Genomic DNA, 16,223 nt, shown 5'->3' with positions numbered 1-16,223 from the left:
ACCAAGGCTTCTCGCCCAAACCCTTGCACTAGAAAACTGACACCAGCGCCGCTGGCCATGCAAACGCTCATAATCTGCCGGGTACAGTCCACCGAAACTTGCAATCGTCGCAAAACCGGGAATGAACCACGAAGGACACGAAGAGCACGAAGGAGGAGGTCACAATAAACGATGGAATTGCTCGACGAAAATCGTAGGGTGCTGTGCTTGCGCGCACCAATTTTCTCCGCACAAGCGGCAATCACACCAGCGGCCACCCCCATGATTGACAACAACGGGGCCACGACCGATGAGCAGAAAATCGAGTCATTGAAACTCGATCCGGCTAGCGGCATGCCATTACCAAATCTAAAGCCCTCAAAACCGAGCCATTTCAATCCACCGGGCCAATCAAACGCACTCTCACCGCGACAACGTACTGCCAAGCCGTCAAACGCACGGCCTTTCTAACCCAGCCACCAACCCAAACACGCCTTGGACACCCAAGTGAAACCAGGCAACCCATCAACGATCAAAATCCGTCTCCACTTCAGAACTCGGTTGATGGCCTGTTAAGTCAAGTCCGCAGCCTCGAATGCGAATGGAGGCAATTGCTGGAAATGGAGAACGCTAATCAGCACTTATCAACACTATTCAATTAGTGGAAATGAGTGCCTATTAGTGTTCCCGATTCGAGACGTCGAACACTCCGTCTCTTGTACGACGAGCGTGAAGCATGGGGCAGCGTGAGCCACTGATCAAAACGCGACAACCCCGCGACATCCCTCGGTTGCACCCGACGAAAATTGAGACGTTACGAAAGGCAGTGTTCTGCCTTCCGGGAGACCATCCTTCAACTTTTAACACTCAGCGGGACACTTCCTGCGTTTTCGGTCCTGTTACGATCGGTGCTGAACCGAAAAGGCCAGTCGCTGTAACTCGCTGGCCAAGTCCACGTTGACCACGGCGCAGGAACCCGGCAGACGCAGGGTCGTCGGGGCGAAGTTCAAGATGCCACTAATGCCACAACTTTTTAAGGTTGCGGCGACGGTGGCAGCTTGGTCAGCGGGCACCGCTAGAATCGCAAGCTCGGGTTGCAATTCGGCTAAGCGAGCCGCCATCAGTTCCGTGTCATGGACAATCACTCCGCCAATCGCTGTGCCCACCTTGGTAGGGTCTTGGTCAAAAGCGGCAACCAAGCGAAATCCCAGTTGTTCAAAACCGCGATAGCGCAGCAACGCATTGCCCAGTGAACCAACACCAATCAGAACCACTTGCCAGTGAACGCCGCTGCCCATCACCAAGCCAATCTTTTCAATGACTTTGGTAATCGAATAGCCGATCCCACGCTGGCCGATGGTGCCCAACATACTGAGATCACGCCGAACCACTGCAGGTGAAACGTCCACCAGGGATCCGAGCTGGGTGCTATTGAGATGAGTTTTGCCGCTGGTGTGCAGCCGATTCAATTCCCGGTAGTAAAGACTAAGCCGGCCAACGGTAGGGCGTGAAAGCTTTGAAGCCGAGGGGGCATCAGGCGACAGGTTTTCTTCTGCGTTCGATTCACTGCCAGCTAGAGGCGCATCATGCGGCCGCAGTGATGCAGGAGGTAGGTGTTTGTCGTCGTTCGATGGGGCGCTCATGTTGCGGATTGTAACGAGTTTATTGAGCGACTGGGGTGGCGCGGTTGGCATTGATCTACTGTCTGCACTGGTTTTGCGGAGGTTGGTCAGCAGCGCTGGCGCGGTACCAATCAGGCTCGACGGCACCCCGAGTGATGCAATGGTTCCATTGTGACAATCGAAACGATCTTTAGCCCTGATCAGATGGCGCCCCCCTTAGAACATGGTTTGTCAATACGCCGATGCAATGAAGGAAAAAGAGGGGGAATTTCATCATCGAACCGCTCAAAAGCCACATAGGTGGCCTGATTCGTTCCGGTGATACATCCAAACCCCGCAGGGCTGTGTTTCTGCCTGGGGTTCCCAGTTTACTTATTCAGCAATCATGCCTGTGTCGATGAATCTGTCGCAGAAGAACCCCCTTCCATAACACGCGTGGTTTGTGTCAACCCTTCAGGTTGCCAACCCTCTTGCGGTTGGTTCTGAAGATTGGGCTTCGTTTCATTGAAGTTGCTCACTGGCATGTCCATTGAGTCGCTGAGAGAACGCGGTCGATGGTGGGGGTTTAGTCGCTGTGCAAATGCACAACTTTCTGAAGAGGGCAGGAGCAGAGGGCTTCTCCCTCGCCTGCGTCCATTGCATCCCTCGACCATGTTGGAGAAACAAAGATGAAGAGGCTGTGGTTTATGCAAGCTGCTGCGATCGTGTTGATCGCTGTTGCTGCTCAATCCGCACACGCCGCTTATTGCGGTGCCGTCAGCTACACCGGCTGTACAAATTGTGGTGATTCGAATGTAACCGAAGGTGAGTCTGCTGAGGCAGCGACCGGCGATTGCAATTCGTACACCGTGATGCGTAACGTCGCGAAAACTGTCTGGGAAAAGTGCGAAGAGACCCGTTACCGTACGCGTAACGAAGTTTACTACGAAGACAAAGAAGTTCAGTGCACTCGTATGGTTCCTTACACGGAACAGCGCGAAGTTCAGTACACCGTGATGAAGCCTGTTTACGAGACGCGTGAGCGTCAAGTCAACTACACGGTCATGAAACCTGTGTACGAGACTCATGAAAAGGTGATCAACTACACGGTGAAAAAGCCTGTGTACGAAACTTGCGAACGCGAAGTGAAGTACACGGTCATGAAACCCGTGTACGAAACGCACGAAAAAGTGATCAACTACACGGTGAAGAAGCCTGTGTACGAGACTCACGAGCGCAACGTGAACTACACGGTCATGAAACCTGTGTACGAAACTCACGAGCGCACGATCAACTACACCGTTTGCAAGCCTGTCTACGAGACTCGTGAGCGCACGATCAACTACACAGTCATGAAACCTGTGTACGAAACTCGTGAGCGAACGATCAACTACACCGTTTGCAAGCCTGTTTACGAAACTCGTGAACGCACGATCAACTACACCGTGTACCACACGGTAAAAGAGCAAAAGACTCGCACGGAAAACTACACCGTTCGAGTTCCTGAGTGCTACACCAAGACCATCCAAGTTAAGGGTGGCCACTGGGAAAAGCAAGTGGAAGAGATTCCCGGCAAGACCATGACTCGCACCGTACGTGAGCCTGGCTGCTGGAGCTACGATCCTTGCACTTGCCGTTGTGTTTACACTCCAGGCGAATGCCGCACTGAATGCGTTCAGTGCCCTCCAAAGAAGATCTGCAAACGCGTTTGGGTGCCGACTTGCGAAGAAAAGGAAATCTCCTGCACTCGCTATCGCACCGAATGCCGTTCGCGTGAAATTCCTTATACCGTTTGCAAGCGAGTTCCTGAGTGCAAGACCAAGACTTGTACTTACAAGGTTTGCAAAATGGTTCCTGAGTGCCGCACCAAGGTTTGCAAGTACACCGTCTGCAAGATGGTCCCTGAATGCAAGACCAAGACTTGCACCTACCGGGTTTGCAAGATGGTTCCTGAGTGCCGTACCAAGGTTTGCAAGTACACCACTTGCAAAATGGTTCCTGAGTGCCGCACGAAGGTCTGCAAGTACACCACTTGCAAGTACGTCTGCGAGCCACGTCAGAAAGTTTGCAAGTACACCACTTGCAAGATGGTTCCTGAGTGCCGCACCAAGACCTGCAAGTACACCACTTGCAAGTACGTCTGCGAGCCACGTCAGAAAGTTTGCAAGTACACCACTTGCAAAATGGTTCCTGAGTGCCGAACCAAGACTTGCAGCTACAAAGTTTGCAAGATGGTTCCCGAGTGCCGAACTCGCACTGTTTGCGTCCAAAAATGCAAAAAAGAGTGCTACACCAAGACCGTTAAGGTCGCGAAGTGCCGCAAGGTCTGCGAACCTTACACTGTCACCAAATGTGTTCCACGACGAGTTTGCGTTCAGGTGCCTGTGACCATTCGCTGCCCAAAACCTTGCTGCGAAAGTGGTTGTGACTCCGGCTGTGACGGCTGCGGATCATGATCTAATTGACAACGTTTGAGTCCACTGGCGGTGATGCAGAGCAGAGCCGCCAAATTGGACCATCGTTGTTCGTCAGCTCCTCTCATCTTCTTTTCTATCGGGGCTGCTTTGTAACGAGTGATGATCAACATCACTGACAGTGAGTTGCAAATCACGAGTTGTGCATGCGACTAATGCGAGAGGCGATTGTTCTGGACACAGAACAATCGCCTTTTTTCGTTTCCTAGCAGTTGCGTCGAGTGCCGTGCTTGCACGCACAATTTTCCACGCAGATCCGCATCGTTTCTGGGGCAGAGGTGCGTGCAAGAACGGCACGTTACGATTTTTGTGCGTGCAAGCACGGCAAGTTACTTCTCTTCAGGAGCTTTGTCCACTTGGAGTAGTTCTGCGATGGCGGTGTGCCCTCCGTCAGCGGCAAATTTGGATGCGTTGTCTTCGTCAGCGTCTTGAAGGCTTTTATCCGCGCCGGCTTCTAGCAGCAGTTTGACGTTGGCTAGCTGGCCTTCCATCGCGGCCATCATCAAAGGAGTGAAACGCTCGTTCGTGTTTCGCGAGTTAACGTCAGCTCCGGCGTCGAGCAGCGCTTTGACTGCGGCGGGCGACTCGCTGCCGGCGGCGTGGTAAAGTGCTGTAACGCCTTTGGAATCGAAGGCATTGACCTTGGCTCCCTTTTCTACGAGCAGTTTGATGACTTCGGGCTGGCCTGCATGAGCGGCATAGCCAAGCACAAAGAGGCCCTCATTTCCGACCGTGTTTACGCTTAGACCATCGTCCAGGCACTTCTTAACCACCGCTAGATTGCCTTCGTAGGCGGCGTAGCAGAATGCAGTGGCATCGTACATCGATTTCGCTGGTTGGCTCGCCTGATCAGTGCTTTCTCCTTCCTCGGTCGTGTCCGAGCCAGAGCCCGTCGCGGATGGATCGTCAGCTGTGTCGGTGGTTGCGTCCGCTGGCTGGCTGTCACCGGACGTGTCACCGGACGTGTCACCGGACGTGTCACCGGTTGTTGCGGATTTGCCCGCATCACCCTTGTCGATTGGTTCGGATTTCTGGCCGCAGCCGGACAGAATCATGAGGCAGCAGATCGTAAGGCCAGTTGCGAACGTCTTGATCATCTTTTTTTGGGGGGTGGGTGTGCAAGCGAAAACGGCTGCCTGGAGCCGCGTTGATCGAACGCCAAAGGACAAAACGAACGCCTTAAGCTGCCACTAAACTAGCTAAGCGATGGATGAACACAAGCCTAGCGAGAGGAACACGGCCATCGAAACACCGCCGCGAACCTCTGGCGACGACTTCTAGAGCTGGCATTGAATCTTGCAATGTTGAGGCACTTGCGCCGCGGGGGCCGCGATCGGTGGTCTGTCGGTTCCGGGTTAAAACATCGGTTGCCGGTTAAAACGGCCGGGGCTGGAAAAATCAACCGGCAATTTCTGAGCCTGGACCAGAGGTGTCACATGGATCGCGATGATCCTAGCACACGAGGAGGGCGACACGCTTTCCCAGCTCAGCATTCGCTTCACCCAGCCGAATCGGTTGTTCCGGCCTTGGTGAACTCTCATGGAGGATTTTTCGATGGCTAAGTTCTATGTGCAGTGCGGTTCGAGTGAAATGGTTGTCAGTTCCGATTCGGCCACGTCTGCGGCGCTGGCCATGATTCATCGTCAGCTGCAATCACACCTGTGGATTTACGATGATCCAGATTTAGGGCCGCTGGAACGTTTCCAGCACTTGATGGTCGAGGCACTGCTGCATTTGCCGACCGAGCTAAAGATTAGCGAGCAGGGATTTGGCCTTCAGGACGCCGACCAGCGGCAGGTGCAATGGATGTCGATCCCGGAACTGATTCAGCAATGGCATCAATTGGTCAGCAATTTGAAACTGCAATTGGCTCGTGCTCAACCACCCGTTGATGACGCGTTTAATCGCTTCACGACGGTCGCGTAGTCCTGGCAATCTTGACGGTGCGTTTGCGTGGGTTGCTGACACCACTGGGGTCAGGCAACCGCTATACTGGTGCCAGCAAACGCATCGACTACCAAAGGGTTCAGCATTTCATCATGCAGCAAATCAAGATTTTCAAAGCCGTCGACAGTGAGATCGGCGATCTCGAATCGCAGATCAACCGATTTTTGCGTAAGAACAAAGTTCGCGTGCTTTCGATCTCGGGGAACCATTCGTCCAGCCCCTCGCAGAGTGCTGGTCCGATGAATACGTTTTCCGGGGGTGATGTGACCATCATCCTGCTGTTTGAAATTGAAGAAGCGGGGCGTTAATCCCGGCTTTCTTTGGCTGGGCCGCGTTCGTTCCGCCACTAAAAGGCGGCCAGCGCGTGGCTGAATCCCGCAAATTGTTTCGATTGCCAGTCTGTTGCCGCTTCATTGGGGCGGATCATCGACTGGGAAAAATGGGTGTCCGAATGGTCCTGCACCCTCTCCGCGCAAACGCCTTGTTAGGCTATCTTTGGGCCCAGTCTGGGAAGTCTGTGCCATGTTCCCTTGCGCTTGCCTTTGGGGCTGCCTTCCGTTGCGGTCTCGGCGATGGGCATTGTTTCGGGGATGTTCGTGTATCGATGAAATTCCTGAGCTGAATTCTCTCATGGGATGCGCTTTCTAGACGGTCAATCGCCAGTTCCGGCCGCGTCACCTTCCGGTTTTGACCCAGGCGAGCCGATCGATCCTTACCCCAGCCAGTTGAGAACTCATGATTCAGACCGCAAAACTTGCCTTGGAAGACGGTACGGTTTACACCGGAGAGGCATTTGGGGCGTCAGGCGAAATTGCCGGTGAAGTGGTTTTCAACACTTCCATGACCGGGTATCAGGAAATCTTGACCGATCCCAGTTACCGCGGCCAGATCGTCACCATGACGTATCCCGAAATTGGGAACTATGGAGTCAATGCTGAGGACGTCGAACATGCCTCGCCTTCACTGGCTGGATTCATCGTTCGCGAACAAAGCCGCGTGTTCAGTAACTACCGAGCTAACGGTGACTTGGCAGCTTATCTAAAAAGCAACAATATCGTCGCCCTAGCGGGGATCGACACCCGAGCTCTGGTGCGGCGCATTCGGCAACAAGGGGCCATGAAAGGCGTCTTGTCGACGGAAGATCTAAACGATGACTCCTTGGTCAACAAAGCGAAAAATTCCCCGGGATTGGTCGGCCGAGATTTGGTTCGCGAGGTAATGCCTTTCGAAATTCAGTCTTGGGATCAAAACCTGGATCAGTGGACCGAGGAAGAAGTGAAGCGTCAGGGCGGTGCAATCGGCACTGGAAAGGCGCACTTGGTTTGCATGGACTTCGGCATGAAGTGGAACATTCCACGGCACTTCGCTTCACGCGGTAACCAAGTCACTGTCGTTCCCGGAGACACGCCTGCGGAAAAGATTTTGGAACTCGGTGGCGACGGAGTCTTTCTGTCCAACGGACCGGGTGACCCAGAGCCGCTGGATTATGCTCAGAAGACGATCAAGGAACTGATCGGTAAGACGCCGATCTTTGGGATCTGCTTGGGACACCAACTGTTGTCGCTGGCCTGTGGAGCAAAGACATTCAAGCTTAAGTTCGGGCACCGTGGTGCAAACCAGCCGGTTTTGGATCTAGAAACCGGAAAAGTTGAAATCACCACCCAGAACCATGGCTTCGCGGTAGAAGAAGATTCGTTGCCCGATTGCCTGGAAATCACTCACCGCAATCTAAACGACGATACCATCGCCGGTGTGCGACATAAAGAAGCCACTGCGTTTGGCGTTCAGCATCACCCCGAAGCATCGTCCGGACCGCACGATAGCCACTACCTGTTCGACCGCTTCCAAAAGCAGTTGGCTAAATAAGCCCGGCACTGGTGGCGAGCTCTCTGTTGCAACGCCCTGACGATTGCGATCTGAAAACTGCGAACTGAAAACTGCGAACTGAAAACTGCGACCTGACACTGGCTTCCATCTTGAAAGCCAGTTGTCAGCCGCGCTGCCTAGGTTCGTTATCGCAGGTACAAGTAGGCCTTCATGGTCCACAATGATTGGGCTAAGTCTTGCCACGCCAAGCTCTCGTTTCCACCGTGTTGCTTGGTCTGATTTTGCAAGAAGTCGCTCAACAGTTGCTGTTGTTCTGGGCTTGGTGTGGTGCCATGAGCCGCCAGCACCATTTCGCTGATCTTGGTCGGTGCATCGCGTTGGTCGCGTGCCATATTTTGTGCCCAGCGTTTTGCTTGATCGACAATGAATGGATCGTTCATCATGACCAACGATTGGGCGGGCACATTGGACTGACTTCGTTTGCCCTTGGGCCCGAATGGGGTGGGGCGATCGAACGTGCTGAGCATCGGATTCAGAAAGTTACGATAGACGGTAAGGTAGACCGACCGTCGACCAGCACCATCCAAAGGTCCACTGCCGCGGGCTCCGCGACCGCTCATGAAGGCCGTACGGTGCGTTGAAACACCGGGGCCATAAGCTTGGCGGTTCAAGGTTCCCGCGCTGGCCAAGATACCATCTCGAATGGATTCAGCCGGCAAGCGACGCACACTCATGCGGTGCAGCAGCAAATTGCTGGGGTCTTTATCTGCGATCAAAGTCGGATCGTTGGTTGGACTGGCAACGCTGGCTTGGCCATAGGTGCGCGAGAGCACCAACCGTCGGAGCATTGCTTTGATTGACCAGTCATCTTGCTGAACAAAGGTGGTCGCCAAATGATCGATCAGGTCTGGGTGAGTTGGGGCGATGCCTTGGGGGCCAAAATCATCCAAGCTTGCCACGATGCCGCGGCCAAAGAGGTGATGCCAAAGACGATTGACGATCACACGACTGGTAAGAGGATTTTCCAGCGTTGTCAGTTCGTTGGCCAGTTCTAAGCGACTGCCTTCTCGCCCGCCCAGTGCTTGTAGGTTACGCGGTGAAACCGTTTCACCTGGGTTCTTGTGGCTTCCCCGAATATAGACCGGCATGGTTTCGGGACTGACTTCCGTCATCGTGATCGCGAAACGCGGGTTCCCAAAACCGCTCGCGGCGTCCGCTAACTGTTTGATCAGGTCAGCGAAAAGTTGTTCCGTGATCGGAGTTTTCGCTTCGTCGGCTAAGGTCTGCTGCAGCGCCCAACGCAGCATCGGAGTCACCTGACCCTGCTGGGCTTTCTGTAAGGTTTCCTGCCAGGCGGTCTCAAAGTCATCTGCTGCAATTGGATTGACTTCGGGTGGCTCCGCTGGGCCGCGCGGTGACATCCAGATTTGATCGACGGCGATCGAGCCACCGTTGTTGTCAACGATTTCCAGATAGCCGCGGTGGCCGACGTACTTGCGCATGTCGCCACCCAACGTGACCCATTTCCAGTTTCCGTCCGTCTTTGTACCGCCTCCGTTGATGAACGTGCCACGGAACAGCAACGCATTGGCAGGGGCCAGTTGATAGTTGTCCATCACAAAACGAATGAACAGGTTCTGATCACCACGGATCCGCAGATGGATTTGATTGGCTGTCAGTTCGAAGTAGGGCGATCGAATGCTGCCGGTTGCCTTTCCGCCATTGGCAGAGCTGTCCATCGAATGTGGCTGGAGAACGATGCCGGTTGGGGACAGCAGCAAGCCCGCGGTGTTGTCGATTCCAACAAACGCTTGCCCGTCTTTCTGCCAGCCTTCGGGAAGCTTGCCGTCAGTGAAGTCAGCGAGCAGCGTGCTTTGAGAGGTGAAGTCATTCCATTTGGCCTGACGGTCGTCTTCATTGACTTTGGGACGATTCGTCCACGCCTGTTCTAGTGCACTGCGCAGGGCGTCGGAGTGAAGTTCGGTTTCACCGGTGGCAAGTGATTTCAATTGATCGGGAATGCCTTCACGGATCGAGGCAACCTGGGAGGCCGCGGTCTTGCTGGTCTCATTTGGGTCCAGGTCCAACTCGCGGCGGCCACTACTTTGCAAGTAAGCGAAGATCGAGTGATAGTCAGCCGTTGAGATCGCATCAAATTTGTGATCGTGGCAACGGGCACACGCGACGGTCAAGCCCAGGAATGACTTGGCGAACACGTCGATTTGGTTTGACGCAATGTCCGCTTCGTTTTGCAATACATCGGTGGGCGCATGCGTGGCTTCATGCAAGAACCATGAGCCGGTGGCAATCACGGACTCATTGTACTTTTCCGTCGGATGGCGACGCGGTGATTCGATTAGGTCGCCTGCGACATGTTCGGTCAGGAACTGATCATAGGGAACATCTGCGTTGAACGCGCGAATCAAGTAGTCTCGGTATTCGTGGGCGTAGCGAATCGGATAATCAAATTCATGACCGTAGCTATCTGCGTAACGTGTCAGGTCCATCCAGTGGCGAGCCCACTTTTCACCGAAATGATCCGAGCCCAATAATTCGTCGACCACCTTGGCTTTCCCCGCCGCTGAGGGATCGGCAAGGAAGGCTGCAATCTGCTGTGGCGACGGGGGGAGTCCGATCAAATCAAAGTAAACGCGACGGAGCCAAATCTCTGGAGTGGCATCATCGGCTGGGTGCAAGCCAGCCTGTTCGATGCGAGCCAAGATGAATGAGTCAACGGAGTTGGTCGGCCACTTTGCATGGTTGACCTGTGGTGGAGCTGGATGCTTGATGGGTTGCCAGCACCACTGCTGGTCCGCGCGAGACTTGACATCGAAGGGGAGTTTCGTTGGCGCATGACCCGCTTGTTCAGTACGCGGATCAAACGCGCCGTCCTGAACCCACTTTTCAAACAGTGCAATCTCTTCGTCGGAGAGTTTGGAATCCGGAGGCATCGCGGGAGCAAGGTTTTCCGTGTAGCGAACGGCATCGACCAAGAGGCTTTCGTCTGGTTTTCCGGGAATGATCGCCGCTCCATTGTCACCGCCAAACTCCCAGCCAGGTTTGGATTCCAGCGACAGCCCCGCTTCGATTTCTTCGCCGCTATGGCATTCAAAGCAGTATTGCACCAACAAGGGGCGAATCTTGTTCTCAAAGAACTCACGTTTTTCCGCCTCGTCCGCGCGCACAACGGTGCTCGAGAGCAATGCCGCGACGGCGCTGGTCGCCAAATAGAATCCAAGTGTTTGAAGACGAATCATCATGCCAGCACTCCTTCAATCAAACGTCCATGAACATCGGTCAGTCGCATATCACGCCCGCTGAAACGAAAGGTTGATTTGGTATGGTCAATGCCCATCAAGTGCAGCATTGTGGCGTGCAAATCATGAATTTGATAGCGATCTTGAACGGCGCGATAGCCCCACTGGTCGGTCGCACCGATGGACACACCGCCTTTGATGCCACCGCCGGCCATCCAGATGGTAAAGCCGAACGGGTTGTGGTCGCGGCCGTTAGAACCTTGGGCGAACGGCGTGCGGCCGAATTCTCCTGCCCAGACAACGAGAGTCGAATCGAGCAGGCCGCGTTGCTTGAGGTCTTTGATCAATCCGGCAATGGGCTGATCGACGGACTTGCTGTTTTTGGTATGCCCATCAACCAAGCCGCCATGTTGATCCCAGCGATCGCCGTTGCCACCGGGGCAGGTCAGTTCAATAAAGCGAACGCCGCGCTCGACTAGCCGACGAGCAATCAAGCACTCGCGGCCGAAGACTTGGGTGTTCTTAAATTCCGCCTCCAGTCCATACATCTGCTGGGTCTGTTTGGTCTCTTGACTCAGGTCGACCAATTCGGGGACAGTTGTCTGCATCTGGTAAGCGGTTTCCATATTTTGGATCGCCGCTTCGATCTCCGGCGAGGTGCCGCTTTCGGCCAGGGTTTGCTGATCGAACTGATTGATCAAGTCCAGCTTGTTCCGCTGTAACTGGTCGTTGGGTTCACTGGGGCGAATGTTTGCGATCGGCGTCTTGTTTGGCAGAAACACACTGCCTTGATAGGCTGACGGCAGGAACCCGCTTCCAAAGCAATCCAAGCCACCGGGCGGGATCAGACCACCGTTGATCACGACGAATCCGGGAAGCTGCTGATTTTCGGTGCCCAGGCCATAGCCAAGCCAGGCGCCCATGCTGGGCCGACCCTGAAGGCCATTGCCGGTGTGCAGGAAATAGTTTGCTGAGGTGTGTTCGGAAAACTCGCTGGTCATCGAATGGACAAACGCCAGGTCATCAACCACCGTCGATACATGTGGAAACAAGTCACTGACCCAGCGGCCGCACTCGCCATGTTGCTTGAACTTCCAGGGACTGTTCAGCAGCTTGCCGACGTTATCAAACTGGGTGGGGGCCAGTTTTCCAATCGATTGACGAGGATCCGTGCCGTTAAACTTCTCCAGCATCGGCTTGTAGTCGAACGTGTCAACGTGACTGGGCCCACCGTCCATGTACAGGAAGATGATGCTTTTGGCTTTGGGTGCAAAATGTGGCGGCTTGGGAGCCAGTGGAGACTCCGTGCCCGCTGCATGGCTTGCTTGATGCCCCAGAGGCAGAGGACCCAGAGCCAAAGAACCCAGAGCAAGTGCCCCTAGACCACTGCCAGCGTTTGTCAGCATCTGACGACGACTGATGGCCGGCTGTCGATAGCGACGACAATGATGACGCTTCATGAGAAAGTGCTACGATTGGAGGGATGGAAAGGCGGGAGATGCAGCCTACCTATTGACTCGCTTCAAGTCGACAGTTCTCTGTTCCCAGAGCTGGCAAATCAACAAATTTGCCGCGCAAAGCTCGTTTGTCGGAGATGCGATTTCGCACCCCGGCGGAGAGGCGGGCGTTTTGGCCAGTCGGGATCCGGTGCGTGATTCAGCCTTGGCACTGCGAAGGCAGGTGCCGCCCAAACAACCCGCCCAAACTCCGCATTCGAACAACCCGTCCAAACAATGCGCTCATTAACATTGCCAGATCATGCGATAAGCCCAGATCATGCGATAAGCAATGCCCGCTGGAATCGAAGCCTCATTCATCAGCGCGTCGCGTGGACTAGATCCATCGGTTTAAGAGGACTGTTCGACCAGGGATTCCATGAATCGCTTGAACTCATCGCGATAGACTTGATCGTCGTTGGGGAACATGGCACCGAAGGTGTCTGAATCGGCGGCGCCATGCTGGAAACGACGCTTCTCGTAAACGGGCATGTCCACGCCTGTCACGTGGCGAACGCCGGCCGCTACGATTTGTCCTTTCAGGTCATACAGTTTCTTGTGGTCCCAGTCGGTCAGTGAAACAAAGGGGACGGACTCCGCGATTTCAATCACCGCCGGAACCGCATAGGGGCTAAATCCTTTGAAACCAAATTGGGCAGCCGGTGCGCTGGTGCGGCTGTGCCCACGACTCTGTCCGCCGCTATAAACGAGCGAGTGCTTGACGGCATCGACTCCCCAGCCTTCTTGGTAGAGCATGCGGTTGCCAAGCACGCTGCGGATCGTTAGTTCTGGATTGTCTTCGATAGGATAGTCTTTCAGGTTTTCGTCGCCGCCATCACCATCGATCAGGTATTGCCAGTCGGGATAGCGCTGGCGAATCTCGCGCAACAAAGCGTATCCCATCGTCGCTGATTGCACGTCCAGAGGTTTGTAGTCTTCCATGGACGCGATCGCGTCTTGCCAACGGATGTTGGTGGCATCAACTTCGATGGGCTCCAGCAGCATTTCGAGGTTGATCGTTTTCAGAAAGTCTCGTGCTTGTTGGATATCGCCGGGGTCACCGTTGACCGCTAGCGTGAATGCCTTGATCCGCGACGGCGACTGTCCCCGGCGGCGCAATAAGTAGTCGACCAGCACCAAGACGGAACCACTATCGATGCCGCCACTAAACATGACGCCGATCGGTTGATCCTCGGGGATCTGCACCAGAAACTGATCGATGACCTCAGCCAAGCGTTCAATGTACGCCGCTCCGATGGACTGAATGTCTGCAGGCAGGCGGTTGCGATCCGGCGCGAAGTAACGCGTTAGTTTAGGATTGGGGTCAGGGCATCCAACGAGCTGCAATTCCAGCAAGTAGTGGGCAGGGACCATACGTGTGTAGGAAGGATGGAACTGATCCTCCAAGCCTTCACGCCGCAATTGGTCCAAGATCTCGCTCATTCGTTCGGCGATAATCAGTGCTGGCCCCTCAGCTCGCTTGGCCAAAAAGTATCGCATCGGTCGACCAATGGACCGCGCCATGCGAATCGTTTTGCCGCTTTGCTGGCAGATCGCAAACTGTCCGCGGATCTTGCCCACCGCTTCGGCGTTGCCACTGTTCAAGGCAGCACAAGCCTCTTCATAGCTTGTGTTCAGGAAGATGTTTCCTTCCGGGGCCATCAAGTTGACCACTCGATCGATCAACGCGGGAGACTGTCCCTGAAATTCCGTCGGCTGTTCCGGGTTGGATGGGTTTGACATGCTCAATCCAATCTCTCGTGAGTCCAATGCTGTCTCGAAGAATCTCGTTCACCGGTTTGAGCCGCCCTGCAGGCATCTTCAAACCAATCCGCCTAGGGTCAAGATAGCGGAAGATGGGGTCAGCCTGGAAGGTGATCGTACGAAATGCTGGGTGTTTACAGGGAAACCAGCGGGCTCGGTCGGCGGATCGATTTGGAAATCCCTTGTTTGGTGGATGCGGGCCGTTTCTTGGCCCGCAAAACTCGATTGCCCCACCCGATGAAGGGTCCAGCTGGCGGGTTCAATTTGGCGGCTTCCAATTGGCGTGGCGGAGAACCGATCCAGCCGATGAGGATCAGCCTGGTTGGCTGAGGTAATTGACCTTGGGCAGTTGTTCCGGCCGGTTGATCACTTCGACGCTGATGATGCGGTCGTTCGGCAGGCTGATCTCGTTCTTGCTCTTTTCTTTCTTGGGGTCAACTTGTCGCAATGAGGTGACGACTTCCATGCCTTCGACCACTCGACCGAAGACGGTTTGCGCCTTGATGATCGATGGAATCGGAGCCAGCAGGATAGCGAACTGAGTGCCGGCGGAGTTTTTCACGAATTGGCCGGGGGAGTTTGGGATGGGAAGTTTTAGGAACGCCAGTGAGCCCGCCAGCGGCATGCGAGTGGTTTCTCGTTCGTGTTCATCAGGAATGAACTGGTCTGGTTCCGTGCTGCCGTCACCGGCCGGGTCGCCGGTCAAGATGGTCTCTTCTTTTTTGACCGAGTAAAAGTCATTGCCGTCGTAGGCGCCTTCTTCGCAGAGCGTGATGAAGTGGGCCACGGTTTCAGGGGCTTCATCGATAAACAATTGGACCGTGAAATCGCCTCGTGTCGTTTTGATTTTGACCTCGGGCAAGTCTTTCGCCTGTGCGCGAATCAATTCGATTTCTTGCTTGTATTGTTCGGAAATCGTTTCGGCGGTGGCAAACAAGCGACGGTCGATGTCTTCGACCATTTCTTCTTCTAAATTTTGGTAGATGCGTTTGCCTTCCTCTGGAGCACCGTTGTAAATCGCGGCGCGTGCAAGGGTCAGCAGGACATAGACGAACTGTTCCCGCTGCTGCGACAGGATGCGGCTGCCAATGTAGGCTTTGTAATCATACAGCCCGGTGTCGTATCGGCGTTTGACCATGACCAGGATGTACTGCAACGCATAGGGGTCTCCGAATCCGCTGGTGACCAGATCGAGGGCACTTTCGAACGTGATCTCCATCTGCGCGTGCACCGCGTCGCGGGCGGCAAGGTACGGGGCTTTGTCGTCGATGTATCCGTTGACGTAAAGCGTGTGCTGCTCGCGCATGGCCCAAGTCACTTCACGCAGCGTTTCGGTCTCGGCGTTAAACGCTGCAATCAATTTCTGAATCGTTTCCTGGTCTTCAGGCGTGCGTTCCTTCAACTGTTTGAGAGCGAAGTCAAGCTGCACCTGCATTTGCTGCTCTTGAGTCATCTGGTCGACCTTGCCCTGTTCCATGTCAAACTTGGATTCACCAGGCAGGGGGACTTGGTTCGCTGCAGGCTCGTCAGTTCCCGTGTTGGGCGGTACGGCGGTCGGCGGCAAGGACGCCGAAGAACTGGCAGTCGCCTGCTCGGTCGCTGCTTGCTCGGTCTCAGCACTGGGCAGCGTCGCGGGGGGGGGGGCTTGTGCCGTTTCTTGTGCAGATGCTCGCCAGTCGGGCAGGCACAGAACAGAAACCATCAGAATGGCCGCCAGCGAATAGCGGGCGCGGTCCACGATTTGCTTCATTTGCATGGAATTGAAATCCGAGTGTGGTTGGCAATTCATGGTTTTGCCTGGTCTGGTGGCGGCTGGCAACGTGTTTTTCGTCACCCAGCGTCTTGAAAGCGGCGATTGGCAGGGAGAACCCCACTGAA

10 protein-coding genes are annotated in these 16,223 nt (G+C 54.7%); 4 read left to right on the top strand and 6 right to left on the bottom strand.

Annotated elements, in window-relative coordinates; translation table 11 throughout:
* Window positions 1–878 precede the first annotated feature (878 nt).
* Entirely contained in the window at window positions 879–1,622 is a 744-nt protein-coding gene (locus SV7mr_RS13780) for a redox-sensing transcriptional repressor Rex (protein ID WP_145273098.1), read from the bottom strand.
* 647 nt (window positions 1,623–2,269) lie between these two features.
* On the opposite strand from SV7mr_RS13780, the gene SV7mr_RS13775 reads away from it, so the two are divergent.
* The gene (locus tag SV7mr_RS13775; protein ID WP_145273095.1) at window positions 2,270–4,036 is read left to right on the top strand and encodes a hypothetical protein; all 1,767 of its coding nucleotides are present in this window, start codon (window positions 2,270–2,272) and stop codon (window positions 4,034–4,036) included.
* A 347-nt stretch (window positions 4,037–4,383) separates the two neighbouring features.
* On the opposite strand, the gene SV7mr_RS13770 is transcribed toward SV7mr_RS13775, so the two are convergent.
* Window positions 4,384–5,109 (bottom strand): ankyrin repeat domain-containing protein, encoded by a 726-nt coding sequence (locus SV7mr_RS13770; RefSeq protein WP_419187366.1) that lies wholly within the window; start codon window positions 5,107–5,109, stop codon window positions 4,384–4,386.
* 499 nt (window positions 5,110–5,608) lie between these two features.
* Between SV7mr_RS13770 and SV7mr_RS13765 the strand changes: the two genes are divergently transcribed.
* From SV7mr_RS13765 to carA, 3 genes are all read left to right on the top strand, one after another.
* Entirely contained in the window at window positions 5,609–5,980 is a 372-nt protein-coding gene (locus SV7mr_RS13765) for a hypothetical protein (RefSeq protein WP_145273088.1), read from the top strand.
* A gap of 17 nt (window positions 5,981–5,997) precedes the next feature.
* Complete coding sequence (locus SV7mr_RS13760) at window positions 5,998–6,309, top strand: hypothetical protein (protein WP_419187365.1); 312 nt, start codon at window positions 5,998–6,000, stop codon at window positions 6,307–6,309.
* Between the two features lie 427 nt (window positions 6,310–6,736).
* Window positions 6,737–7,867, top strand: coding sequence for a glutamine-hydrolyzing carbamoyl-phosphate synthase small subunit (gene carA / locus SV7mr_RS13755; RefSeq protein WP_145273085.1), 1,131 nt, complete (start codon window positions 6,737–6,739; stop codon window positions 7,865–7,867).
* Between the two features lie 146 nt (window positions 7,868–8,013).
* On the opposite strand, the gene SV7mr_RS13750 is transcribed toward carA, so the two are convergent.
* The 4 genes from SV7mr_RS13750 to SV7mr_RS13735 all read right to left on the bottom strand — a co-directional run bounded on the left by SV7mr_RS13750 (window position 8,014) and on the right by SV7mr_RS13735 (window position 16,134).
* Window positions 8,014–11,088, bottom strand: coding sequence for a PSD1 and planctomycete cytochrome C domain-containing protein (locus SV7mr_RS13750; protein WP_145273082.1), 3,075 nt, complete (start codon window positions 11,086–11,088; stop codon window positions 8,014–8,016).
* Window positions 11,085–12,491: a DUF1501 domain-containing protein gene (locus SV7mr_RS13745; protein ID WP_145278423.1), complete on the bottom strand. Its 1,407-nt coding sequence runs from the start codon at window positions 12,489–12,491 to the stop codon at window positions 11,085–11,087. The genes SV7mr_RS13750 and SV7mr_RS13745 overlap by 4 nt, the downstream gene beginning before the upstream one ends.
* 441 nt (window positions 12,492–12,932) lie before the next feature.
* Window positions 12,933–14,324, bottom strand: a complete 1,392-nt coding sequence (locus tag SV7mr_RS13740; protein WP_145273079.1) for an asparagine synthase-related protein — start codon at window positions 14,322–14,324, stop codon at window positions 12,933–12,935.
* Window positions 14,325–14,658: 334 nt separating this feature from the next.
* Window positions 14,659–16,134, bottom strand: coding sequence for a peptidylprolyl isomerase (locus tag SV7mr_RS13735; protein ID WP_145273076.1), 1,476 nt, complete (start codon window positions 16,132–16,134; stop codon window positions 14,659–14,661).
* Between the last annotated feature and the right edge of the window lie 89 nt (window positions 16,135–16,223).

The sequence above is a fragment of the Stieleria bergensis genome, from assembly GCA_007745635.1.
Taxonomy (GTDB): domain Bacteria; phylum Planctomycetota; class Planctomycetia; order Pirellulales; family Pirellulaceae; genus Stieleria; species Stieleria bergensis.
Note: the sequence above shows the minus strand (reverse complement) of the source record. Positions and strands in the feature narration are given on the sequence as shown.

Coding starts and splice junctions, on each gene's coding strand:
- SV7mr_RS13780 (WP_145273098.1), bottom strand. CDS start 1,622: ATGAGCGCCCCATCGAACGACGACAAACACCTACCTCCTGCATCACTG.
- SV7mr_RS13775 (WP_145273095.1), top strand. CDS start 2,270: ATGAAGAGGCTGTGGTTTATGCAAGCTGCTGCGATCGTGTTGATCGCT.
- SV7mr_RS13770 (WP_419187366.1), bottom strand. CDS start 5,109: ATGATTCTGTCCGGCTGCGGCCAGAAATCCGAACCAATCGACAAGGGT.
- SV7mr_RS13765 (WP_145273088.1), top strand. CDS start 5,609: ATGGCTAAGTTCTATGTGCAGTGCGGTTCGAGTGAAATGGTTGTCAGT.
- carA (WP_145273085.1), top strand. CDS start 6,737: ATGATTCAGACCGCAAAACTTGCCTTGGAAGACGGTACGGTTTACACC.
- SV7mr_RS13750 (WP_145273082.1), bottom strand. CDS start 11,088: ATGATGATTCGTCTTCAAACACTTGGATTCTATTTGGCGACCAGCGCC.
- SV7mr_RS13745 (WP_145278423.1), bottom strand. CDS start 12,491: ATGCTGACAAACGCTGGCAGTGGTCTAGGGGCACTTGCTCTGGGTTCT.
- SV7mr_RS13740 (WP_145273079.1), bottom strand. CDS start 14,324: ATGTCAAACCCATCCAACCCGGAACAGCCGACGGAATTTCAGGGACAG.
- SV7mr_RS13735 (WP_145273076.1), bottom strand. CDS start 16,134: ATGAATTGCCAACCACACTCGGATTTCAATTCCATGCAAATGAAGCAA.